The organism is Aliiruegeria lutimaris (genome assembly GCF_900099935.1).
Taxonomy (GTDB): domain Bacteria; phylum Pseudomonadota; class Alphaproteobacteria; order Rhodobacterales; family Rhodobacteraceae; genus Tropicimonas; species Tropicimonas lutimaris.
The window spans coordinates 1-21,912 of record NZ_FNEK01000014.1; the positions used below are offsets into that span (position 1 = coordinate 1).

18 protein-coding genes, 1 tRNA gene and 3 pseudogenes are annotated in these 21,912 nt (G+C 62.0%); 18 read left to right on the plus strand and 4 right to left on the minus strand.

Annotation, left to right across the window (positions count from 1 at the left end):
• Nucleotides 1–15: 15 nt before the first annotated feature.
• Nucleotides 16–285: pseudogene (locus tag BLR85_RS08390) on the minus strand (transposase); the annotation flags it as partial.
• 397 nt (nt 286–682) lie between these two features.
• Nucleotides 683–772: transfer RNA gene (locus BLR85_RS08395), tRNA-Ser, on the minus strand.
• Between the two features lie 158 nt (nt 773–930).
• On the opposite strand from BLR85_RS08395, the gene BLR85_RS08400 reads away from it, so the two are divergent.
• The 7 genes and pseudogenes from BLR85_RS08400 to BLR85_RS08430 all read left to right on the plus strand — a co-directional run bounded on the left by BLR85_RS08400 (nt 931) and on the right by BLR85_RS08430 (nt 5,561).
• A complete protein-coding gene (locus BLR85_RS08400) occupies nt 931–1,791 on the plus strand; it encodes a DUF2059 domain-containing protein (RefSeq protein WP_170844497.1) in 861 nt (286 codons plus the stop codon).
• Between the two features lie 238 nt (nt 1,792–2,029).
• Nucleotides 2,030–2,392: pseudogene (gene rplU / locus BLR85_RS08405) on the plus strand (50S ribosomal protein L21); the annotation flags it as partial.
• A gap of 22 nt (nt 2,393–2,414) precedes the next feature.
• A complete protein-coding gene (rpmA, locus tag BLR85_RS08410) occupies nt 2,415–2,684 on the plus strand; it encodes a 50S ribosomal protein L27 (RefSeq protein ID WP_093153530.1) in 270 nt (89 codons plus the stop codon).
• An 87-nt stretch (nt 2,685–2,771) separates the two neighbouring features.
• The gene (locus tag BLR85_RS08415; protein WP_093153536.1) at nt 2,772–3,137 is read left to right on the plus strand and encodes a hypothetical protein; all 366 of its coding nucleotides are present in this window, start codon (nt 2,772–2,774) and stop codon (nt 3,135–3,137) included.
• Between the two features lie 33 nt (nt 3,138–3,170).
• Entirely contained in the window at nt 3,171–3,713 is a 543-nt protein-coding gene (locus tag BLR85_RS08420) for a GNAT family N-acetyltransferase (RefSeq protein WP_093153542.1), read from the plus strand.
• Nucleotides 3,714–3,759: 46 nt separating this feature from the next.
• The gene (locus BLR85_RS08425) at nt 3,760–4,023 is read left to right on the plus strand and encodes a hypothetical protein (RefSeq protein ID WP_093153547.1); all 264 of its coding nucleotides are present in this window, start codon (nt 3,760–3,762) and stop codon (nt 4,021–4,023) included.
• 263 nt (nt 4,024–4,286) lie between these two features.
• On the plus strand, nt 4,287–5,561 hold the full coding sequence (locus BLR85_RS08430) for a DUF2254 domain-containing protein (RefSeq protein WP_093153553.1): 1,275 nt from the start codon (nt 4,287–4,289) through the stop codon (nt 5,559–5,561).
• Between the two features lie 640 nt (nt 5,562–6,201).
• Here the strand turns inward: BLR85_RS08430 and BLR85_RS08435 are convergent.
• Complete coding sequence (locus BLR85_RS08435; RefSeq protein ID WP_093153557.1) at nt 6,202–8,232, minus strand: methyl-accepting chemotaxis protein; 2,031 nt, start codon at nt 8,230–8,232, stop codon at nt 6,202–6,204.
• A 279-nt stretch (nt 8,233–8,511) separates the two neighbouring features.
• Between BLR85_RS08435 and BLR85_RS08440 the strand changes: the two genes are divergently transcribed.
• Together BLR85_RS08440 and BLR85_RS08450 are read left to right on the plus strand one after the other, a co-directional pair.
• Nucleotides 8,512–11,541 (plus strand): EAL domain-containing protein, encoded by a 3,030-nt coding sequence (locus tag BLR85_RS08440; protein WP_093153562.1) that lies wholly within the window; start codon nt 8,512–8,514, stop codon nt 11,539–11,541.
• A gap of 198 nt (nt 11,542–11,739) precedes the next feature.
• Nucleotides 11,740–12,450 (plus strand): annotated as a pseudogene (locus BLR85_RS08450) (HAD family hydrolase).
• Nucleotides 12,451–12,489: 39 nt separating this feature from the next.
• Here the strand turns inward: BLR85_RS08450 and BLR85_RS08455 are convergent.
• Nucleotides 12,490–13,473 carry a sugar-binding transcriptional regulator gene (locus BLR85_RS08455; RefSeq protein WP_093153581.1) on the minus strand — a complete coding sequence of 328 codons (984 nt, stop codon included), beginning with the start codon at nt 13,471–13,473 and terminating at the stop codon, nt 12,490–12,492.
• A 134-nt stretch (nt 13,474–13,607) separates the two neighbouring features.
• Here BLR85_RS08455 and BLR85_RS08460 point away from each other — a divergent pair, with 134 nt between their 5' ends.
• The 9 genes from BLR85_RS08460 to BLR85_RS08490 all read left to right on the plus strand — a co-directional run bounded on the left by BLR85_RS08460 (nt 13,608) and on the right by BLR85_RS08490 (nt 21,904).
• A complete protein-coding gene (locus BLR85_RS08460; RefSeq protein ID WP_093153585.1) occupies nt 13,608–14,546 on the plus strand; it encodes a sugar ABC transporter substrate-binding protein in 939 nt (312 codons plus the stop codon).
• 90 nt (nt 14,547–14,636) lie between these two features.
• On the plus strand, nt 14,637–15,323 hold the full coding sequence (locus BLR85_RS29475) for an ATP-binding cassette domain-containing protein (RefSeq protein WP_212635037.1): 687 nt from the start codon (nt 14,637–14,639) through the stop codon (nt 15,321–15,323).
• 6 nt (nt 15,324–15,329) lie between these two features.
• Nucleotides 15,330–16,136 carry an ATP-binding cassette domain-containing protein gene (locus tag BLR85_RS29480; protein WP_212635038.1) on the plus strand — a complete coding sequence of 269 codons (807 nt, stop codon included), beginning with the start codon at nt 15,330–15,332 and terminating at the stop codon, nt 16,134–16,136.
• On the plus strand, nt 16,133–16,411 hold the full coding sequence (locus BLR85_RS29485) for a hypothetical protein (protein WP_212635039.1): 279 nt from the start codon (nt 16,133–16,135) through the stop codon (nt 16,409–16,411). The genes BLR85_RS29480 and BLR85_RS29485 overlap by 4 nt, the downstream gene beginning before the upstream one ends.
• Nucleotides 16,378–17,124, plus strand: a complete 747-nt coding sequence (locus BLR85_RS08470; protein WP_212635040.1) for an ABC transporter permease — start codon at nt 16,378–16,380, stop codon at nt 17,122–17,124. Before BLR85_RS29485 ends, BLR85_RS08470 begins: the two co-directional genes overlap by 34 nt.
• 30 nt (nt 17,125–17,154) lie before the next feature.
• Complete coding sequence (locus BLR85_RS08475) at nt 17,155–18,174, plus strand: thiamine pyrophosphate-dependent dehydrogenase E1 component subunit alpha (RefSeq protein ID WP_244520655.1); 1,020 nt, start codon at nt 17,155–17,157, stop codon at nt 18,172–18,174.
• Nucleotides 18,175–18,179: 5 nt separating this feature from the next.
• On the plus strand, nt 18,180–19,151 hold the full coding sequence (locus BLR85_RS08480) for an alpha-ketoacid dehydrogenase subunit beta (protein WP_093153591.1): 972 nt from the start codon (nt 18,180–18,182) through the stop codon (nt 19,149–19,151).
• The gene (locus BLR85_RS08485) at nt 19,148–20,452 is read left to right on the plus strand and encodes a dihydrolipoamide acetyltransferase family protein (protein WP_093153597.1); all 1,305 of its coding nucleotides are present in this window, start codon (nt 19,148–19,150) and stop codon (nt 20,450–20,452) included. The genes BLR85_RS08480 and BLR85_RS08485 overlap by 4 nt, the downstream gene beginning before the upstream one ends.
• Before the next feature lie 123 nt (nt 20,453–20,575).
• The gene (locus BLR85_RS08490; RefSeq protein ID WP_093153604.1) at nt 20,576–21,904 is read left to right on the plus strand and encodes an SDR family oxidoreductase; all 1,329 of its coding nucleotides are present in this window, start codon (nt 20,576–20,578) and stop codon (nt 21,902–21,904) included.
• The last annotated feature ends 8 nt before the right edge of the window (nt 21,905–21,912 follow it).

Consider the following 21,912-nt stretch of genomic DNA (forward strand, 5'->3'; position numbering starts at 1 on the left):
CGGGGCTCAGAAGTTTCCCCGTGCAGCTTCCTTCAGGATGAGCTTGTCCAGCGTCAGGTCTGACACGGCTTTTCGAAGCCGTTCGTTCTCTTTCTGAAGCCGCTTGAGCTCCTTCAGTTGGTCGGTTCCCATCCCGCCGTACTGCTTGCGCCAGCGATAGTAGGTCTGCTCCGTTATGCGCACCTCGCGGATCGCATCCACACGCGCAATTCCTTGCCCGACAAGCACATCAACCTGCCGTAACTTCTGAACTATCTCTTCCGGCTTGTGCCGCTTGTTCGCCATTCTCAGTCCTCCGTTCCCTAAACATAACGGTGGACCAGTTCAGACGGGGCACTCCAGATCAACGGACCATTTTAGGTATGCGATTTCGTAGGGTGTCACAGCTTCCCTTCGTCCGTTCACTGCATCGAGAAACAACCTTTGAGCATCGGTTTTGGCAGGGCGCTTACCCGACGCCAAGGCTTCCAATGCTGTGATGCAGGGGCGCAGCAACTGTATTTCTTTCGGTGTCAACTTCGCCATCATTGTACCAACTTTTAGACAACAGAAGTATTGAGCGATCCGATTCCTTCCTCAACTGGGCGTTTCGGCACACAATCCGATTACGTCGACCAATAGCACCTTTGGTGTAACCCAGCGACACACCAACTTTTTTACGTTATTGATTTTATTGGCAAAATGGCGGAGAGACAGGGATTCGAACCCTGGGATCCCTTGCAGGATCAACGGTTTTCGAGACCGCCCCGTTCGACCACTCCGGCACCTCTCCGCGCTCCCGTGGTCAGGGTGGGCGCGGTTTAGTAATCTTGAGCCGCAGGCGCAAGTGCTTTTCTCGCCGCCGGTCGAGAAACTTGATACATTCTTTGCAATTGGATGCCAGCAACGATTCACCGCAACGGCGCACCGCGCCATGGGCAGGAGCCGATCATGACCGCAAGACTGCTTCTGGCACCCTTCATGATCCTGCTGGCGGTGGTGTTCGGCGTGCCGGTCGGAGCGGGCGACAAGGTCCAGGCCACCGAAGCACAGCGCGCCGAGATCGCGCCCTTGATCGAAAGCCTGCATTTGCAAGAACTGTTCGAGATCGTCCAGTTGGAGGGCCTGTCCCACGCGGCGGACCTGGAGAAGGACATGTTTCCGGGGCGTGGCAAGGAGCGCTGGCCGGAGCTCGTCCGCAAGATCTATGACCCCGAGCGCATGACCGGCATGCTGACCGATGCAATGGCCGCGGACATGCCGGAGAACATGGTCGAGGGCGCCAAGGACTTTTTCGACAGCGATCTCGGGCAGCGGATCCTGACGCTGGAGATTTCGGCGCGCGAAGCGATGCTGCAACCCTCGGTGGAGCGCGCCGCGCAAGACTACCTGGCCATGCTGCAGGATGATGGCGCGCCGCGCATCGCGCTGCTGGAGGAGTTCGTCGAGACCAATGACCTGGTCGAGAACAATGTCACCGCCGCGCTGAATGCCAGCTACGCCTTCTATACCGGTCTCAACGCCGCAGGCGCCTTTGGCGAGTTTCGCAGCGAGGAAGAGATGTTGCGCGAGGTCTGGTCGCAGGAAGAGACTATCCGGCTCGACTCCGGCATCTGGGTCATGTCCTATCTCGCCATGGCGTACCAGCCGCTGAGCGACGCAGAGATCGAGCGCTATATCGCCTTTTGTACCTCTACGCCAGGCCAGCAGATCAATTCCGCGCTGTTTTCGGGGTTCGATGTTGTCTTCCGCGTGGTTTCGCGCGAAATGGGGCTCGCTGCGGCGCAGTTCATGGGGGGCTCCGACCTCTGATCCTGTGAGAACGCCGTGACACTCGGCCGTTTTGCGCTCCAAGGGGTGAAAATGGCGAGGAATTCCTTGACCCGTTGCCGTTTCTGGCCCATATGCAGGCCTCCGCTGGCGGATGCTCTGTCGCGGGAACAAGAACTACGCCCATTTGGAAGGGCGCGCTGTCCGAGGTGCCGGCAACCGGCCGTAACGCCCAGATCTGGGGACCGAAGCGACGCGGATACATGAAAAGGAAAGACCCATGTTTGCGGTCCTGAAAACCGGCGGCAAGCAATATCGCGTCCAGAAGGGCGATGTGCTTCGCGTCGAGAAGCTGGCGGCAACCGCCGGCGAAACCGTTCAATTCAATGACGTTTTGATGGTGGGTGGCAATGTTGGCGCCCCGCTCATCGACGGCGCGGCCGTGCAGGCCGAGGTCATCGACCAGATCAAGGACGCCAAGAAGATCACCTTCGTCAAGCGTCGCCGGAAGCACGGCTCGCAGCGGACCCGTGGCCACCGCCAGCAGCTCACCCTGCTGCGCGTGACCGAGATCCTCGAATCGGGCGCAGGCGAAACCGGCGTGAAAGCCGCAGTCGGCGCCGCCAAGGCCCCGGCCGAAGCCTGAGAGATAGGAGACTAGCGATATGGCACATAAAAAAGCAGGCGGTTCATCCCGTAACGGTCGCGACTCCGACGGTCGCCGCCTTGGTGTGAAGAAATACGGCGGCGAAGCCGTCATCCCCGGCAACATCATCGTGCGTCAGCGCGGCAACAAGTGGTGGCCGGGCGAAGGCGTGGGCCAGGGCAAGGATCACACGATCTTCGCCACCGCCGAGGGCGCAGTGAAGTTCCACAAGGGTCTCAAGGGCCGGACCTTCATCTCGGTACTTCCGGTCGCCGAAGCCGCGGAGTAGGTCGAAACCCGGACCTTCAGTCTTTGTTAGGGGGGATCGGCGATAAAGCCGGTCCCCCCAGCGATTCAACGCAATCAGGGCAATGTGATGACTGCTGCACTTGGCAACAGACAGGATCCAATCGTCTCTCTGCGCTGCAAGGCGCGGATCCGTCGGGTGCGTCCGTTGGTCTGGGCGATGATCTGGGCATCGCTGGCGCAAGTCAGCTGGCTGGCCTTCAAGGGGGCACAGGTCCGCCTGCAGCCCGACGCCATTGCCACCGGCTTGCCCGGCTTCCTGTATCGGCTGGTAATTCAGCCACTTGAATGGGTGATGAGCAGCTTTCACGGGACCGATCCGGCCCTGCTGGCCTTGCAGAGCGCGAGTCTCGTGGCCATCTGTATGGCAAATCTCGGAGTTCCCGGCCTTGTCACGCGTACCTTGGGAGGGGCACGCGCGGCTCGAGGTCGGTAAATCTTTGACGCTTCCCGGGAGGAGGGAAACGAAATGGAATTGAAGACGATAACCGGTCAACCGGTGATACAGGCAGAACGGATCACGTTGCGCCCATTACAGCGGTCCGATCGGGGCCTTCTCGAACTTTACGCCGGTGACGAGCGAATCGCGACCAGCACGCGGTCTATCCCGCATCCGCTGCCACCGGGCGCGGCCGAAGCGTTCATCACGCGCAGCCAGGCCCAGGGCCGCAACGAGGATGTGTGGGCACTTGACGGAACGGGTGCCGGGCTGGGGGAACTTGTAGGCGTCATCTCGCTTTCGCGCATGGAAGATGCACCTCATCAGTCGCAAATCGGCTACTGGGTCGCGCCGATCCTTTGGCATAGCGGTCTGGCTTCCGAAGCAGTCAGCGCGCTGCTGGCCGCCAACCCGCAGAATTGCGACACGGTCTTTGCCGAGGTGTTCCAGGACAATCCCTTCTCTGCCCGCATCCTGACCAATGCCGGTTTCCAGTATCTCGGCGATGCCGAGACCTTCTCGGTTGCCCGCGACGCCAACGTGGCGACCTGGACATATCTCAAGAAATTCTGAGACGTAACCGCCCGGCCTCGGCGGCCAAGAGACCCGCGGTGCCGACATGGTACCGTTCGGGGTGCAAGCCATCGCGTTTGGGCTGTTCGAAGTAATGGATCTCGCGAACCTTTTCCTGCCGCTCAAGGTGCTGTTACTGGTCGAGACGGAATTCGGTCAATTCGGACAAACCACCCACTGCTGTTCCGGCGTGACCGGGCTCCCGCCGCCGGTCGCCATTGTGCTCGCCATGGTCCGATCGGCCATGAACGCCGCTCCAGTTCCAGCGGAGCCGATGGCCCGGTGGCAGAAATCACGGAAACGGTCGTGAGGGCCTTTGCAAAGACGGGTGTCATGACCAATCCGCGCGCGACGATCACGTTCGCCATCAATGTGCTGCGCGCGAATGCGGTTGGGGGGTGACGGAAAATCCGGGTTACAATACGGTGATCATGTTTGAAGCCTATGCCGGGCCGCATGCATTGGTTTCATTGAAAAGGAATTTCAAATGACGTTGCCGTTTTCCAATGGAGGACTGAACCGGCGCTCTCGGAAAATATTCCCCTGTGTCCCGTTCAATGAAAGGGAACGGCGGTGACGGGAGGGCAATCCCGGCCCCGGCAAACTCTGACCGGCTCGCGGGCCTGGCTTGCCAAGCTGATTGGCGACCTGCGCGCGAGCTACTGGTTCATTCCCGGCCTTTGTCTGATCGCGGCACATCTTGTGGCGACCCTGACATTGCAGGCGGACCGCGCCTATCCCGAGCTGGTCTCTGCCCTGCCCTCCGCGTTTTCCCAAACGCAGGTCGAGGGCGCGCGCGGGCTACTAACGCTGATGGCCAGTTCGGTGATCGGCGTGGCCGGCGTGATGTTCTCCATGACCATGGTCGCGGTTTCCTTCGCGTCGGGCAATTTCGGTCCGCGGCTGATCGGGAATTTCATGCGGGACCGATGCACGCAATGGTCGCTCGGCATCCTCATCGGTACCTTCGCCTACTGTCTTCAGATCCTTCGCGCTGTGCATGCGGGCGGCGATGCGGAGGCCTTCCTGCCAAACCTGTCGCTCAATGCCGCCCTGTGGCTGACGCTGATTTCAATGGGTGTGATGATCTATTTTGTCCATCACGTTCCCGAAACAATCAATGTCAGCAATATCGCTTCCGCGCTTGGCCGACGGCTGGAAGCCGGGATCCGCGCGGAAATCGACGCCGGTCCGCCGGAGCCAGCGGCCGTGACACCGACCGGCGCGCCGGACGCCCAGCCCTGTCTCAGGCGTTCCGGCTATGTGCAGACACTGGACGCGGACCGCCTCCAACAACTCGCGGAAAGTGAGGATTGGCATATCCTGCTGAGAGCAGAGCCAGGCGATTTTGTCACTGCCGAAATGCCGGTGCTGGAAGTCTATGTGACTGCCCGAGAATCCGCACTGGATGAGAAGGATGAGGCGGCGTTGATCGCCTGTTTTGCGGTTGGAGACGAACGCACAGAGGACCAGAACCCCAGCTTCCTCGTCGATCAACTGGTCGAGATGATCGCGCGGGCGATGTCCTCGGGTGTGAACGACCCATTCACCGCGTGTGACTGCCTCAACCGTCTTTACGCCGCGCTTGATGTGGCGCTGATTTACAAGGGCGGGGTTCATTCTGTGGAGCGCGGACCGATGGGCCAGAAACAGTTGACCTTCCCTGCCCTTCTGAAGCGTTCCTTCGGCGCCAGCCTGCCCTATGTCAAAACGGACCGTATGGCTTGCGAGCACGCGGCGTCTCTTGTTGCACGGTTGCGGCCCTCTGCGCGCAATGAAGGCGAGGCCGAGGCTTTGGACCAGCTGTCGCGGAAACTAGCCGGTGCAGATCCGCACTCCGGTCAGTAACAGAACATAACGTCCTTCAGCACGATAGCGGGTTCCTCTTCGTTCTCCACATGAGCCGCACCGAAACGCGTTGATCGGGGCAAAAACCGCGGTGATCGGGGCAATAGCAGGTTTCTCCGGGCATCTGCTCGTTGCGTTGACCATCGCGCCGATCAGTCTGTTTCTGGAATCCCTTATTCGGAAACTGAGCCAGCGCGAATGGTTTACTGATTGTTGCGCCATGTCATTGTTGGGAGTGCCGTCGCCCATCCTGCAGGGTGTGCCTGGCCTCCTGTTCAACCACATCCCCTCTTTCCGGCCGCCGCGCTGGCTATTCTGCCAAACCCGAAAGGGGCGGCAATCCAGACGACGATCGGGAAGTTGAGGGCCGATCCAGGCAGTTTTTCCCCCTGATCCGTAGCGTTTTGCGTTTCGTCCTATTCTTCGACAACGCATTGCCAGAAGAACTGCTCCGGAAAAATCCGACTCTGCCTCAGAACAGTTGAATCGAACCGTCCGTTCAAAGATGAAGAGGCCCACCCGCTCCGAACCGGATTCTTCAAAAAGCGAAACTGCCCAACCACCTTTTGGGAGAGGTTGGGCAGCCTCGGAGTTCATCGGGCGCAGCACGCAATTCGAGCAGGCACCCGATCGAATCCGTTCAGAACTGTTCCCAGCCCTCATCGAGCTTTTCGGCCGTGCTCGCGGTGCTCGCCGCGGGAATGGCAGCAGATTTACGTATCACGGCCCTCTCGACAGGACGCCTGACGGGCGCTCGCTGGGGCGGCTTACCGCCCGCCAGAGAGAAACTACCTGTGTTCTCCTCAAGTGTGGCGGCTTGCGACTTGAGCGAACTCACCGTTGCGGAAGTCTCCTCGAACATGGCGGCGTTTTGTTGGGTGACCTGGTCCAATCGGTTCACCGCGGTAGAGATCTCGGAAAGGCTCGTCGATTGCTGAGACGAAGTGTCGGCGATCGTTTCAACCAGTTCGTTCAGGTCCAGGATCATCTTTCCGATTTCCTCGAGCGCCGTGCCTGAATCGTTCGCAAGTTCAACACCATCGTCGACCTGCTCCGTCGAGGTCGCGATCAAGGCACTGATTTCGCGCGCGGATTCCGATGAGCGCTGCGCCAGGGCCCGGACCTCGGAGGCCACGACAGAGAAACCACGCCCGGCCTCGCCCGCACGCGCGGCCTCGACACCGGCGTTCAGGGCCAGAAGGTTGGTCTGGAACGCGATTTCGTCGATGACATTGGTGATATGGGAGATCTTTCTCGAGCTCTCCGCGATCTCGGTCATCGCCCGGATCGTCCGTTGGACGACTTCGCCGCCAGCTTCGGACCTCTGACGCGCGAGAACAACCGTTCTGGCGGCATCCTTCGCCCCCTGGCTGGAGTTTTCCACTGAAGCGGTCAACTCGGTGATGGCCGCGGCGGTCTCTTCCAGTGACGCCGCCTGGGACTCGGTTCGACGGGACATTTCGGAAGCCGCCTCGTCCAGCGCATCGCTCTCGCTCCGGATGGCAAGGGAGCTTTCGACGATCGAGCCGACAAGAACCGCGATCTTGCCGACGGCACCATTGAAGTCACGCCGAAGCTGTTCGTATTCCTGGGGGAAGACCTCGTCGATCTGTACGCTCAGGTCGCCGTTCGACATGGCGCTGAGGGAAGACGACAGGGCGTTCACGACTCTTTCCTGCTCTGCCCGATGACGTTCGCGCTCCGCTTCTGCAAGGGCGTTTTGTTCTTCGCGCTCCTTGCGTTGGTTTTCCTCCTCCTCCCGGCGCCGTTCGGTCTCGGCCAACTCGCGCCGCTCCATTTCGATTTCCTGTTCGCGGGCTTCCTCGCGTTGCCTGGCCAGTTCGGCGTCTTTTTCTTGCTGTTCCTTTTCAAGTTGCCGTCGCTCGACCATGGCCCCCCTGAAAGTCTCGATTGCCCGCGCCATGGCGCCGAGTTCGCCGTTTCCGTCGACATGCGGCACCTCGGCCTCGATATCGCCATCGGTCATTCCGCGCATCCGCTCCATAAGAGCCGACAACGGTCGCGTGATGCTCCGAACCAGCAACGTCGACAAAACGACGAGAACAAAAAGCCCGATTCCCGAAGCGATCAGGCTGATCTTTTTCATAACCCAAATTTCGGCCTGGATATCTGACAAGTACGAGCCGGCGCCGACGATCCATCCCCAATCGGAGAAATCGTGCGCAAAACTGATCTTGTCTTCATGGATGGTCGCACCGGGTTTCATGAAACGATAGTTGAACGTACCTTGACCTTCGGCCCGGGCGATGTCGCGCAGTTCCTTGTATATGTTCACACCGTCGGCGTTTTTGTAGGTTGCCCGGCTTTTTCCGACCAGTTCCGGATTGGGCCGCATGACTTCCATGACAAGATCGTAGTTGAAAACGAAAAAGTACCCGTCATCGTCGAACCGCATGTCGTTCAGAAAACGCCGGCCTTCTTCCATGGCGGATCTTCGGTCGAGCTTGCCACTCTTCACTTCCTCCTCGAGCGTCACGAGCACGCTGGTTGCCGTTTCGACAACGTCGTGGAGGTGATCCCTGCGCATTTCATAGATACTGTCTGTGGCGACCGTTTGAAGGACTTCCGACAGACTGAGCGTGATCAGACAGGCGACCCCGACGATCATGTAGATACGTACGGAGACCCGGGAGAGTAAGTGAGTGAACATTGACGTGCCCGTTTTGCTGCATTCTCCACCAAAACCTGGCGTCTGGACGAGACGAACGTTCGCGGGCCGCGAAGGAATTACAGACCAACTCTAACGGATACGCAGATCTGATGGATTGATATATCACCTAACGTCAAGATCTTAACAACAGGTGAGCACATTTCGGCGTCACCTGCCTGTTTCGCGGGCGGCACCGGTCAGAGGTTTCTTAAGACAATTGTCGGATACGCCAAGATGTGACGACGATGTGTCACTGACGACAGATGGGCGATCAGCAAGATGTACCAGGGTGCTTTGGGTCCATTCGATCAGAAGATCCTGTTTCAGGCAGCAAAGCATGCGGGCTTTGCCCAATGGTTTGCGGACCCGAGAACCCGGCGGATGTGGGCGACTGAAGCGTTCTATGATCTTCTCGGCTTCGACCCGCTCGAGGTCAGCCTGGATCACGAATGGATCAGGAAACGCCTGCATCCCGATGATGCCGGCAAGAATCTTGAAAACATGCGAAAGGTATTCTTTGGCGAGAATGACGGCTTCGACACCGATTTCCGTCTGATGTGCAAGGACCGTTCCTATAAGTGGTTCCACGCCACGGCCCGCCTCTATGAACGGGAAGGCAGCCGGTCGGAGCCGATAATCTGTGGAAACCTGACCGATATCTCGCACCGCAAGGAAACCGAAAAACGTCTGCGTCAAGCTCTGAGCCTTGCCGAGACGGCTCGGGAAGAAGCCGAGAAGAGCGAGGATCTGCTGCTGCTGGCGACCGAGAATGCCGGGATATCCCCCTGGTTGCTCAACCCTGGTTCCGGCACATTCATCAGGAACAAGCGCTTCAAGACCCTTAGCGGTATGCCGATGGACGGAGATGTGGGGCACTCTTCCGACGTGTCTTCCCGCGTTCACCCCGACGACATTGCCGCCGTGCGGCAGGAATTGGCGAGCCTGCTTTGCGGGCACAAGGCCGTTGCAAAGGTCGAACACAGGCTGCGTCACGAGGACGGCCATTATGTGTGGTGTTCGAGTATTGCGCGGCTGCTTCCGGGAACTGCCGAGAAGCGCTCCAACCTGATCTGTGGCGTCACTAACGATATCTCCGAAAGAATAGCCCATGAGGTCGAACTGAATGCGGCGCTGAGGGACGCGCAGGCCAAGCGCCTTGAAGCGCTGGAAGCGGCTGAAATCCTGCGCCACTCGACCGAGAAAAGCAGCGTTGTTCCCTGGTATCGAATCCCGGAAACCGGCGAGGGTCATGTGGCCGGCCACCTGGCGACGATCCTCGGCTTTCCCTCCGATTTCGAGATAGGGTTTCGCCAACTCCGCGAACTGCTTCATCCCGATGACGCCCAGGACATGGACAATAACTTCCTGGCCCTGGATCACGGCGAGATCGAGGAACTCAGCGGCGCCTTCCGATTGCAGCGGGCCGATGGAAGCTGGCGCTGGTTCAAGGGCCAGGCGCAACGGGTTGACCGCTCCGCCGAGGGGCTTCCTATCATGATCTGCGGCAGCCTCACGGATATCGACGAGCTCAAGCAGAACGAGGTCCGCCTTGCCGAAACGGCCAATACGCTCCGGCGGTCGCATGAACATCTGACGCTCGTGGCCGATGTCGCGCCCGTCGGCCTGTACGAGTTCCGCCTGTCCCCGGACGGCCGGTTGGATTTTCCCTACTGCAGTGGGCGTTTCGCGGATTTCGCAGGTGTCGACCATTCCGCGATCATGAAGGACTCGATGAAACTTTTCAGCGTGGTCGTGCCGGAAGACATCCCGCCCCTTCTCGCAAGCGTCCACAGGAGTGCCGAGACGCTGGATCTCTGGCAAAGGCGGTTCCGGATCCGTCACCCCGAACGCGATATCGTCTGGCTTCACGGAACCTCCGTTCCCCGCAAGGAGCCGGACGGAACCTGCATCTGGACCGGTGCCTTTCTCGATGTCACCGCCGATGTGGAGCGGGAACAGGAACAGCGTCATGCCCACCTTCTCGCCGAGCAGATGCGCGCTGAAAACGAACGTCAGGCGTTGCATGATGGCCTTACGGGCCTGCCGAATCGCAGATTCTACGACCGGATGATCGGCGAAAGGCTGGAGCGCGCACGATCGGGCGGGCCGAAGGACGCGGTTCTGATCCGCCTCGACCTCGACCATTTCAAGCATGTCAACGACACGTTGGGCCATGAAGCCGGTGACGCTGTCCTGGCCCATGTCGCCGAAATTCTTGGCCGTTCCGTTCGGTCAAGCGATTTCGCGGCGCGCATCGGCGGCGACGAGTTCTCGATTCTCATGGCTCCCGGCGCTTCCGAGAAGGGCGCTCGGGAAATCGTCAAACGCATTCGCGGCGACCTGGAAAAGCCGATGAAATTCGAGGGTCGGCAATGTCGTTTCGGGGCGAGCTTCGGAGTTGCCTTTTCAGAGGACCTGTCCCGCGATGGGGCGGATATCCAGATGTTCGCTAACGCGGCGCTCTATCGCGCGAAGGTCTCGGGCCGCAACCGCCTGGAGTTCTTCACGCCCGATCTTCACCAGTCGCTTCTCCATGACCGGCGGCTGTCCGTCGAGATCCACGAAGCGATCGAGGACGATCAGTTCGTGCCCTTTTTCCAACCGCAGATCTCGGCGGAGTCCGGCAGGCTCGTTGGCCTGGAAGTGTTGCTCCGCTGGCGTCACCCGGCAAAAGGCCTGGTGACGCCGGAGGCTTTCCTGCAGGTCGCCGAACAGCTCCGGCTCGTCGCGGATATCGACCGGATCATGATGGAGAAGTCGCTCGAAGCCCTTGGACGCTGGCGCAAAAGGGGGTTGGAGGTTCCCAAGATCAGCTTCAACGTCTCGTCCGGCCGGATGCACGATCCCGGCGTGGTGGCCCTGGCCACGCAGATGGCGGCCAGCAACACGCGGGTGACGTTCGAATTGCTTGAGTCGATCCTGATCGAGGAAGAGAACGCCGCTTTCCGCGATCACCTGGCGAAGATCCGCGCCGCTGGCATCGATATCGAGATCGACGATTTCGGCTCTGGCCATGCCTCGATCATCGGGCTCATGGAGATTGCGCCATCGGCATTGAAAATCGACAAGCGGATCATCTTTCCGGTTGCCCGCGATAACCGGGCCCGCAACCTCGTGCGCGCGATCGTCGAGATCGCCAACACGCTTGGCATCAACACCGTGGCCGAGGGCGTCGAGACCGAGGAACAGGCGATGGTGCTGCGCGAAATCGGCTGCAACGTCCTGCAAGGATATCTTTTTTCCTGCCCGTTGAGCGAGGAGCAGTTCCTGTCATTCGCGTTGAATCTCGAAAGAAATTCCGCCCCATGACACTGGGTTTTCGAGCCGATGATCCGCAACTGGTCAGTGCGTTGCGCCCCATGCGTCCAAAGATGGCAGATCGCAATCCACGCTTGATCGGATTGGGGAGTCCGGAGAGAATCGCGCCAGCTTCCACGCCACTCAGGGCACGCCGGTCCGCAGGCGACAGACTCGAAACATCGCCTCGCAGCGACCGCTTGAAATACCATGACAAAAATCCGTGCTGTTCTGTTCGATCTCGACGGCTGTCTTGTTGACAGCGAACCCCTTTCGATGGCCGCGCTGTCCGCGCAGATGCGGGAGATCGGCATTGCCGAGGCGTCGCCGGAATACCTGCGCGATCGCTATCTGGGAACATCTCTGGGCCATGTCCGGGAGGAAATCGGCCGTATGCTGGGCCGGCCCTGCCCGGCGGACTTCACCGATGAATACTTCAAGAAGCTCTACGCCCTCTATTAAGCGAAACTGACGCGCATAGAGGGCATGTGCGACCTGATCGACATGGTGAAGGCGGCCGGGCTGACGACCTGCATCGTCTCCGGCAGCGGGATGGATCGAATCCGAAGGACGCTCGCCAGCACCGGTCTGACCGGGTATTTCGCTGAACGGATCTTCAGCGGAGAGGAAGTCCCGCGTGGAAAGCCCGCGCCGGACCTGTTCCTGCATGCCGCCGGCGAGTTGGGCGTCGCGCCCGCTGATTGCATGGTGATCGAGGATGCGCCGCTGGGCGTGCAAGGAGCAATCGCGGCCGGTATGCGCGCCTTCGGGTTCACCCGCGGCTCACATCTGGACGGTATCCGGAAGACGCACGGGGGGCGGCTCTCGAAGGCCGGCGCAAAGGCAGTTTTTGCCTCGACGCCGGAGCTTCGGCAGGCTGTGTCGCGGGAAGCGGGGCTCGACGGGGCGCAGGCCGAATAGCATCGCGCTCCCAGGCCCCTGCCCCGCGAACAGACGCCGCTAGGCCGAGATCCGCTCCGTCAGTGCAATGGCAAGATCGCCGTCAATGATCAGCCCGCGGACAAAACCGCCGCGAAGGATGGCCTCCGTCGCCGCCGCTTTTTGCGGTCCGCCCGCCAGCAGGACACAGCGGCTGCGCGCAAGGTCCTCGACACCGACGCCATTGGTCCGGTGGTTCAGCGCGTGATCGACCGGGCGGCCATCGGCCCCGAGGAAGATTCCGTTTGTGTCGCCGATGGCCCCCGCCGCGCGCAGTTCGAGCAACTCGTCGTGGGTGATCATCCCCTGGCGGCGCATCGAGGAATCTTCGGTCAATTCGCCGACCGAGATCAGCGCCAGGTCCGCACGCCGCGCCAGTTCGAGCGGCCGCAGCACCGCGCTCTGCCCGAGCAGAACGCTCCGGTCCTCGACGGAATCGGCAATGAAGGGTATCGGCAGGAAGTAGCCTTCGCCGCCGACCGCCTGTGCCAGGGCCTGGACGACTTCGAACGGGTTGAAGGCCGAATTGGCCGTGAGAGAGCCCATGAGACTGACAAATTTGGCGTTCGGGCAGTTCACGCCGTTCATCTGTTGGCTCAGATGGGCCAGTGTGCGTCCCCCCCCGGTCCCGACGACGGTCGAGGGGTGATCGGCGAGATGCTCGCGCAGGAACCGTGCCCCCGCCATTCCGACCGCCTTCAGCGGAAGGTCGGCCAGCGCGCCGTTTCGTGCCAGGTCCTCCTCCGTCAGTTGCATGGCCGGCGTGGTCAGGCAGAATTCGAGACCGAATTCCTGCTGGATGGCCTCCTCGACATGAAGAAGGCCGGCGTGGCGATCATTGATCGTGATCGAGACCAGTCCGGTCTCCCGCGCTTGGCCCAGAAGCTTGTTTACGCGCGCCCGGGTGAGCCCCATCCGCCGCGAGGTCGCTTCCTGGTTCAATCCCCCGACATAGTAGAACCACGCTGCCCGGGTCATCAGCTGTTTTTCGGATCTTTCGCTCATAGACACGATTTACCTCCCTTCCCCAATCATTCAAATCATTACATTTGCAATCCAACGTGACAAAGGTAATCTTGGACGTAGCATGACCTCACCCGCTTAGGAGGATGAGCGGGAGTTCCAAGGGAGGAAATCTGATGGACAAGTCCATTCGCACGGCCGCGCTCGCGGCTGTTTGCTTCGCCGTGTCGACACCGGTTCTCGCACTGGATGTTGCGTGGGTTCAATCGAATGCCGCCGCCCAGTCCGAACAGCGGACGAAAGCCGGCTTCGAGGCCTGGCTGAAAGAAAACGGAAAAGACTGGAACGTCAGCTTCCTTGATTCCGGCGGTTCGGGCGAAGCCACGGCGACCAACCTTCAGGATGCCGCTTCGCGCGGGGTCGACGCGATCATCATCACGATGGCCGACCTGCGTGCTTCCACTGCGGCCATCAAGGATGCCGCGGCAGCCGGCATCCCGATCTTCTCGGTCGACTCGGGGTATGTCGAGGGTGCGCTCGTCGATGTCACCACGAACAACTGGGCGATGTCCGCCGACGTCTCTCCCTACCTGCTCGACTCGCTCGGAGGCGAAGGCAAGATCATCTTCCTGCGCATGGCCGAGCACCACGGCACCCGCAAGCGTGGTGACGTGATGGCAACGATCCTGCCGGAATATGGCGATGTGGAAGTGCTGGCCGAGCACAATATCGACTACACCGCGTTCTTCGAAGACACGACAACAACGATGCAGGACTATGTGGCCCGTTTCGGCGACGAGATCGACGCAGTCTGGGCGCCGTGGGACGAGCCGGCACAGGCAGCGATCAACGTTTTGAAGGCCAATGGCCTGACGGATGTATTGGTCACCGGCATCGACGGCCACCCGCAGGCCATCGCCGAGATCTGCAAGGAAGACTCGATGATGCTCGCGACCGTTTCCCAGCCCTTCGAAGGCATGGGCGCGCAGGCCGGCGAGTGGATCCAGGCGATTGTTGAGGACGGTCAACCGGCGGAAGACGTCATCCCCTCGAAGATCGTCTACATGGATGCCCCCTTGGTGACCAAGGCGAACTGCGCCGACTTCCTCAACTAACCCCTTCACAGGAGGGGCAGTTCAGACCTGACAGGAGGGACGGCCATGGCTGCCCCTCTTCCCCTCCCCACCTGCGGTCGGAGGCCCAAGGTGAGCATAGACCTTCACGACATCGTCATGGAATTTTCCGGGACCCGCGCCCTGGCCGGCGTCTCCGTGCGTTTTCAATTCGACGAGGTGCATGGACTGATCGGCGAGAACGGCGCGGGAAAATCGACCCTCGTCAGCATTCTGGCGGGCACACAGCCCCAGACCAGCGGCACGATGACCCTGGATGGCGAACCGTTGCGGCTGAACTCGGCGCGCGACGCGCTTGCCAAGGGTATTGCGCTTGTAAGCCAGGAAGGCTGCCTCGTCCGCAGCCTGAGCGGGGCGGAGAACATCCTGCTGGGCGACGAGCCAACCCGGTCCGGGCTCCTTCAGAGCGCCGCCCTTTTGCAGCGGGCGCGCGCGCTGCTGGAAGAGTGGTTCCCCGGTCTCCAAATCGACCTGGCCAAGGAAGCCGGCACGCTGGACATGGCCGACCAGAAGATCATCGAGATCGTCCGCGCCCTGCGTAGCAACATCCGGCTTCTGATCCTGGACGAGCCGACCGCGACCCTGCAGGCGCGGGAAAAGAACCTGCTGTGGAAGATCATTCGCAGCCTGCCCGAGAAGGGCGTCGGCGTGGTGCTGATCAGTCACTTCCTGTCGGAAGTGAAGGCTCTGTCCGACACCGTCACGGTTCTCAGGGATGGTGCGCATGTCGCCACAGGGGCCGCGGACGATCTTTCGTAGCCGGACATGGTGGAGTTGATGCTCAAGCGCGGCGTTGCATCGGGCGATAGCCTGCGCGGCAGTTTCCCGAAGAGCGCTCCTCCGGTTCTCGAAGTCAACGGATGGCGTGTCGGCAGGGTCGAGGTGCCCCATTTCCAGTTGCTGCCCGGCGAAGTTGTCGGGCTTGTCGGCCTGACCGGCGCGGGGCATTTCGGGTTCGCCCGGTCGCTCTACACAAACATGGCCGTGATGGCGGGCGAAATGGTGGTTGACGGGCAGAAGGTCTCGCGCCGCAACCCGCGGGAACTGCAACGGCTTGGAGTCGGCTTCGTGCCGGATTCGCGCATGGAAAACGCGTTGACGGCCGAAGGGACGATTTCCGAGAACCTGTCCCTCGTGCATCCTGAGGCCGGAAAGTCCGGGGGCTTGCTCTGGCCGCGGCTCGAGGGGCAGGAATCCCGGCGGGTCATGGATCAGCTCAATATCCGCGCCACCGGTCCGCGCCAGACGATCAAGACGCTTTCGGGCGGCAACAAACAGAAAGCCTCGCTGGGCAAGTGGATGTACGGCGCGACCGATCGCTACAAGGTGCTGATCTTCGTCGAGCCGACGGAGGGCGTCGATGTCGGCGCCAAGCGCGAGATCTACGGACATATCAGGCAGTTTTCCGAACGGGGCGTCGCGGTGATCGTGGCGACCTCGGACCTGTTGGAGGTGCAGCAGATCACCCACAGGGTCATTCCCTTCGTCGCCGGCCGCCCCGGCCCGGAAATCCCGGCGGAGGACTATTCGGAACAACGCTTCATAGACGCGATGGCAGGAGAGGCCGCATGACAACCGATACAGTAGCCGCACCCCCACTGGACGAACCGCGGGCGGACGCGCCGCGCAGTGACTGGATCCTGCGATATTCCACGCTCATCGTCCTGATCGTGATGTTCATCGGCTTTTCGCTCTTCGTCGACCGCTTCCTGACGGTCTTCAACCTGACCAATATCCTGCAACAGATCGCCATTCTCGGGATTGTCGGCTCCGGCCTGACCTTCAGCTTTGCCGCCAAGGAGTGGACCTTTCGGTGGGCTTCACGGTTGGCGTGGCCGGCATCCTGACGCCGCTTCTGCTGGTCAATGGCTACCCGCTGATCGTGGCGTTTCTCGCCGCATTGGCGGTCGGCCTCGTGATCGGGTTGATCAACGGGCTACTGGTGACAAAGGTCGGCATCCCCTCCCTGATCGCAACGCTTGCCATGGGCTCGGTCCTGTTCGGCGTGAACTTCCTGCTGACCGGCGGGCGCGCCATCTATGGCGGTCTGCCCGACAGCTATCTCTGGCTCGGCCAGGGCCGCATCTGGGGTGTCCCGGTGCTCGCATTCTTCATGCTGGGCGCGGTTCTGATCGCCTGGATCGCGATGGAGCGCACGGTCTTCGGCCGCTACGTCTACGCCGTTGGCGGCAACCAGAAGGCCGCCGAGCTTTCCGGCATCCGTGTCAGCTTTTACCGCACTGCCTCTCTCGTGCTCGTCGCCGTCTTCGCGACCGTCGCCGGCGTGCTGCTGGCCGCCCGGCTCGGCTCCGGCCAGCCCAACGTGGGCGAGCGCTACCTTCTCGACGGTCTGGCCACCGTGTTCATCGGCATGACGATGTTCCGGCCCGGTACCTCGACCGTGATAGGCACCTTCTGCGGTGCGCTCTTCATCGGCGTCATCAATAACGGCCTGAACCTGATCGGGATGGACACCTACATCCAGAGCATCGTCAAGGGCCTGATCATTCTCATTGCCGTGGCTGTCGTCTCCCGCACCACGAAACTCAGCATCCTGTGAGGTCAAGCTCTTATGAACAAGGACAGCCCAGTGGGCCTGCAGTCAAACACCAACCTGCTCTCGTATTACCGCGAGATGCAGCGGATCAGGACCTTCGAGGACCGGGTCGGAGAGCTCTATCTGCGCGGTGAAAGTGCGGGCTCCATGCTTCACCTTTCCATAGGGGAAGAATCCGCCGCCGTCGGCTTCTGCAACGCGATGACGGACGGCGACACCTTTACCACCCATCACCGCGGTCACGGTATCTTCCTGGCCCGCGGTGCCGACCCAAACCGCATGATGGCCGAGATCGGCGGCAAGGAAGACGGTTATTGCCGGGGCAAGGGCGGCTCGATGCAAATCGCCGATATGGGGCTGGGGCATCTGGGCGCGAATGCGATCGTCGGCGGGGGCATTCCAGCTGTCGTCGGCGCGGCGCTGGTCGCCAAGCGGCGCGGCAATGGCAAGATCTCAGTCGCCTTCTTCGGCGATGGCGCGATGCAGCAGGGCATTCTCTACGAGAGCATGAACATGGCGGCGCTCTGGGATCTTCCGGTCGTCTTTGTCTGCATCAACAACCAATGGGGCATGGGCACGCGGATCGACCAGGCGACCAAGGCCACCAAACTGCACGAGCGCGCCGCCGCTTTCGGGCTGAACGCCGAAACGGTGAACGGGCTGGACGTGATGGACGTGATCGCCGCGGCGGACCGCATCGTCGAGGGCGCGCGGGCGGGAACACCCGGATTCCTCGCCGTCGATTGCTTCCGCTTCTATGGCCATGGCCGCAAGGACAAGAGCCCCTATCGCACCGAAGAAGAGGAGACCGTGGGACGGCAGAAGGACCCGGTCAAATTCGCGCGCGAGGCGCTCATCGCGCAAGGTCACGACGAAGCGGAACTCGACGCACTCGACAAGGAGATCACCGAGGAAATGGACGCGACCATCGACTTCACCATCGCATCCCCGGAACCCGCTTTGGACACCATGTTCCAAGATGTTTATGCGCCCGGCCAGCCCGTGCCGGAACCGGTTCGCAGCCGGATCGAACGCGTTCTGGCAAGGGAGTAAAAGAAATGAAACTCGCTTATCGAGATGCCTTGAGGCAGGCACTGATCGACGCGATGCGGGAAGACCCCGACATTTTTGCCATCGGTGAGGAAGTTGGTCGTTATGGTGGCGCTTATGGCGTGACCAAGGGGCTGATCGAGGAATTCGGGGCCGAGCGTCTCGTCGACACCCCGATCTCGGAGCCCGCTATTGTCGGCGCCGCTGTCGGCGCTGCTATGGCTGGCATGCGCCCCGTGGCCGAACTGATGTATGTCGACTTCGTCGGCATGACGATGGACCAGCTGTGCAACCAGGCGGCCAAGATACGCTACATGTTCGGCGGCCAGATCGGCGTTCCGATGGTGCTGCGCACGCAGGGCGGCATCGGCCGCTCCGCCGGCGCACAGCATTCGCAGTCGCTTGAAGCTTACGTGATGCACACGCCCGGCCTGCGCCTTGCCATGCCCGGAACCGTTTACGATGCTTATCACCTGCTGCGGCAGGCGCTGAAACAGCCCGACCCGGTGGTCTTCATCGAGCACAAGGGCCTTTACGCGATGTCCGAGGAGGTCGACCTGAGCGTCCCGCCGCCCGAATGGGGCAAGGCCGTGGTGCGCCGCGAAGGGCGCGATATCGTCATGGTCACCTATTCCCGCCAGATCCACTACGCGATGCAGGCCGCCGAGGAACTGGCCGCCGAGGGGATCGAGGCCACCGTTATCGACCTGCGGACACTGAATCCGCTCGATTTCGATACGATCCGCGCCGCCGTGGAGCCCATCGGCAAGGCCATGGTCATCTCCGAGGCCGCGATGACGGCAGGCGTGGCGGCGGAACTCGCCGCGCGGATCACCGAGGAATGTTTCGACTTCCTCGAGGATCCGGTCGTGCGCGTCGCCGGTGAGGATATTCCGATCTCGGTGTCGGTTGAGCTGGAAAAGGGCTCCGTGCCCGGACCGGCGCTTGTCGCGCAGACCGCGCGGGAGCTCGTGGCATGACCATCGGTGTCCTGAACATGCCCCGCATGGGCGAGACCATGGAAGAGGGCAAGCTCGTCGCCTGGCTGGTCGAGCAGGGCCAGCCCTTCAAGCGAGGCGAGGAGATCCTGGAGGTCGAGACAGACAAGACCATCGTGGAGTTTCCCGCCCTTGGCGATGGTGTGATCACTGAAACCCTGGTTGAGATCGGCGAGCTTGTGGAAGTTGGCACGCCGATCGCCAGGGTGGACGTGGGCGACGGCCCGAACTGGACCGATGACGGGTCCGATTCGGAACCGGAGCCATCAGAGGAGGCCAATATTTCCCCCCCGGCCTCCTCTGCCCCTTCTCCCGCCCCAGCCCCGGCGCCTGTCATTGCCGAGGCCGGGGGCTCCGCCGGCGGGCCGCTGCGGGCAACCCCTTTGGCCCGCCGGATCGCACGGATCGAAGGATTGGAACTGAGCGGCATAACCGGCACGGGTCGGCGCGGACGCATCATGCGTAGCGATGTCGAAGCAGCCGCTCTGGCGCGTGACGCCTCTGCCTCCGACGAGGCCGCTTCCCCGGTTGCGAGCGCCGCTATGCCATCGGGGGCGACCGCCGAAGCGGTGAAACAGATGTTCGCGGCACGCGGCTTCGAGGAAGTCCAACTCGACGGCATGCGCAAGACCGTCGCCGCGCGGTTGACCGAGGCCAAGCAGACGATCCCGCATTTCTACCTGCGCCGGGAGATCAATCTCGACGCGTTGCTGGCCTTCCGCTCGAAGCTGAACGGACAGCTGGAGGCGCGCGGGGTGAAGCTTTCGGTCAATGACTTCGTGATCAAGGCCTGTGCGCTGGCGCTGCAACGGGTCCCGGCGGCCAATGCCGTCTGGGCGGGCGACCGGATCCTGCGGCTCAGATCCTCGGATGTGGCCGTCGCCGTCGCCATCGAGGGCGGCCTGTTCACGCCAGTGCTGCGGGCAGCGGAGATGAAATCCCTCTCGGCGCTCTCTGCCGAGATGAAGGATCTCGCCGCCCGCGCCCGCGACCGCAGGCTTGTGCCCGAGGAATACCGGGGCGGCAGCTTCGCGATCTCCAACCTGGGGATGTTCGGCATCGACAGTTTCGACGCGGTCATCAACCCGCCGCATGGCGCGATCCTCGCCGTGGGTGCAGGAAAGAGGCGGCCCGCCATCGGGAAAGATGGAGAATTGACGGTCGCGACGATCATGTCGGTGACCCTGTCGGTGGACCACCGGGTGATCGACGGTGCGGTCGGGGCGGAGCTGCTCGGGGCCATTGTCGACAACCTGGAGAACCCGCTGGGCATGCTCGCCTGAGCCTGCCCCAGAGGGGCATGTGACCTGACAAATGTGCGGCCCGGGATCGGGTGGAGCCAATTCCGGACCTTGCCAAGGAGGTATTCGGGTGCGGAGAGGCGCGGCCCGGGAGGAGGAAAAGAAATGGCCTATGTACTGACGGCCGATGGCGGAACCGAGAGCCTGCGCGCGCGGGTCTATGATCTCGCTGGCAAGGAATTGAGCAGTGTCGCGCTCGCCTACGAGACGAAATTCTCGGCAGGCGCGCGGGCGGAGCAGGACCCGGCGGACTGGTGGAAGAACTTTGTCTCCGCCTCGCGGGGGGCGATCGCCGAGGCCGGTATCGACCCGGCGGAGATCGACGCGATCTGCTTTGATACCACCTGCTGCTCGGTCGTGGCGCTCGACGAGAACGGCAACGCGCTGCGCCCGGCCCTGATCTGGATGGATGTGCGCGCCAACGCGGAGGCCGACGCGGTGCTCGCCACGGGCGATCCCGCGCTCTGCCTGAACGGCAATGGCGCAGGTCCCGTCTCGGCGGAATGGATGATCCCCAAGTCGCTCTGGATCAAGCGCAACGAGCCGGCGATCTACGACAAGGCCTACCGTATCTGCGAATATCAGGACTACATCACCTATCAACTGACCGGCGAATGGGCCGCGAGCCTCGATAACGCCGGGCTGCGCTGGCATTACCGCAACGATGCCGGCGGCTGGGCGGCCTCTCTGGTGACTGCGCTTGGCATGGAAGCAATGCTGGAGAAATGGCCGCCGCGCATGGCCGCCCCCGGCGAGCTGATCGGAACGCTGACGGCGAAGGCCGCCGCCGGCGCCTCGGTGATCGTGGCCGACATGGATCTGCGCGAGGCCGAGAAGACCGCCGCCGCCCTTGGCGGCAGCGCGATTGCGCTGGACGTGACCGATGCAGCGGCCGTCGAGGCGGCGGCTGCCGGGCTGGAGGCTCTGGACATTCTCGTCAACAACGCCGGCATCGTCCATAACGGCCCCTCGACGGAGATCGGCATTGCGGACTGGCAGCGGGTGATCGACGTCAACCTCTCCGGCGTTTTCCGTACCGCCCGCGCCTTCGGGCGCGCGATGGTCGCGCGCGGCCAGGGCTCGGTGATCTCGACCTCCTCGATCTGCGGGCAGGTGCCTGTCTGGCCGCAGCCGCAAGCCGCCTACAACGCCGCGAAGGCGGGCGTGAACCTGGTCACGAAATCGCTGGCCGTGGAATGGGCGGCAAGCGGCGTGCGCGTGAACGCGGTCGCGCCGGGCTACACGGCGACGGAGTTGACGCTTGCGGGCCGCTCGAAGCCGGAATGGTACAATGTCTGGCTTGAGCGCACGCCCATGGGGCGGTTGGCCGATCCCGACGAGATCGCCAGCGCCGCCGTTTTCCTGGCCTCCGACGCGGCCAGTTACATCACCGGAACCGTGCTGACCGTCGATGGCGGCTACACGGCACTCTGATCCCCTGG

Coding starts and splice junctions, on each gene's coding strand:
- BLR85_RS08420 (WP_093153542.1), top strand. CDS start 3,171: ATGGAATTGAAGACGATAACCGGTCAACCGGTGATACAGGCAGAACGG.
- BLR85_RS08485 (WP_093153597.1), top strand. CDS start 19,148: ATGACCATCGGTGTCCTGAACATGCCCCGCATGGGCGAGACCATGGAA.
- BLR85_RS08455 (WP_093153581.1), bottom strand. CDS start 13,473: ATGAGCGAAAGATCCGAAAAACAGCTGATGACCCGGGCAGCGTGGTTC.
- BLR85_RS29480 (WP_212635038.1), top strand. CDS start 15,330: ATGGTGGAGTTGATGCTCAAGCGCGGCGTTGCATCGGGCGATAGCCTG.
- BLR85_RS08460 (WP_093153585.1), top strand. CDS start 13,608: ATGGACAAGTCCATTCGCACGGCCGCGCTCGCGGCTGTTTGCTTCGCC.
- BLR85_RS08415 (WP_093153536.1), top strand. CDS start 2,772: ATGACTGCTGCACTTGGCAACAGACAGGATCCAATCGTCTCTCTGCGC.
- rpmA (WP_093153530.1), top strand. CDS start 2,415: ATGGCACATAAAAAAGCAGGCGGTTCATCCCGTAACGGTCGCGACTCC.
- BLR85_RS08400 (WP_170844497.1), top strand. CDS start 931: ATGACCGCAAGACTGCTTCTGGCACCCTTCATGATCCTGCTGGCGGTG.
- BLR85_RS08440 (WP_093153562.1), top strand. CDS start 8,512: ATGTACCAGGGTGCTTTGGGTCCATTCGATCAGAAGATCCTGTTTCAG.
- BLR85_RS08425 (WP_093153547.1), top strand. CDS start 3,760: ATGGTACCGTTCGGGGTGCAAGCCATCGCGTTTGGGCTGTTCGAAGTA.
- BLR85_RS08435 (WP_093153557.1), bottom strand. CDS start 8,232: ATGTTCACTCACTTACTCTCCCGGGTCTCCGTACGTATCTACATGATC.
- BLR85_RS29485 (WP_212635039.1), top strand. CDS start 16,133: ATGACAACCGATACAGTAGCCGCACCCCCACTGGACGAACCGCGGGCG.
- BLR85_RS08480 (WP_093153591.1), top strand. CDS start 18,180: ATGAAACTCGCTTATCGAGATGCCTTGAGGCAGGCACTGATCGACGCG.
- BLR85_RS08490 (WP_093153604.1), top strand. CDS start 20,576: ATGGCCTATGTACTGACGGCCGATGGCGGAACCGAGAGCCTGCGCGCG.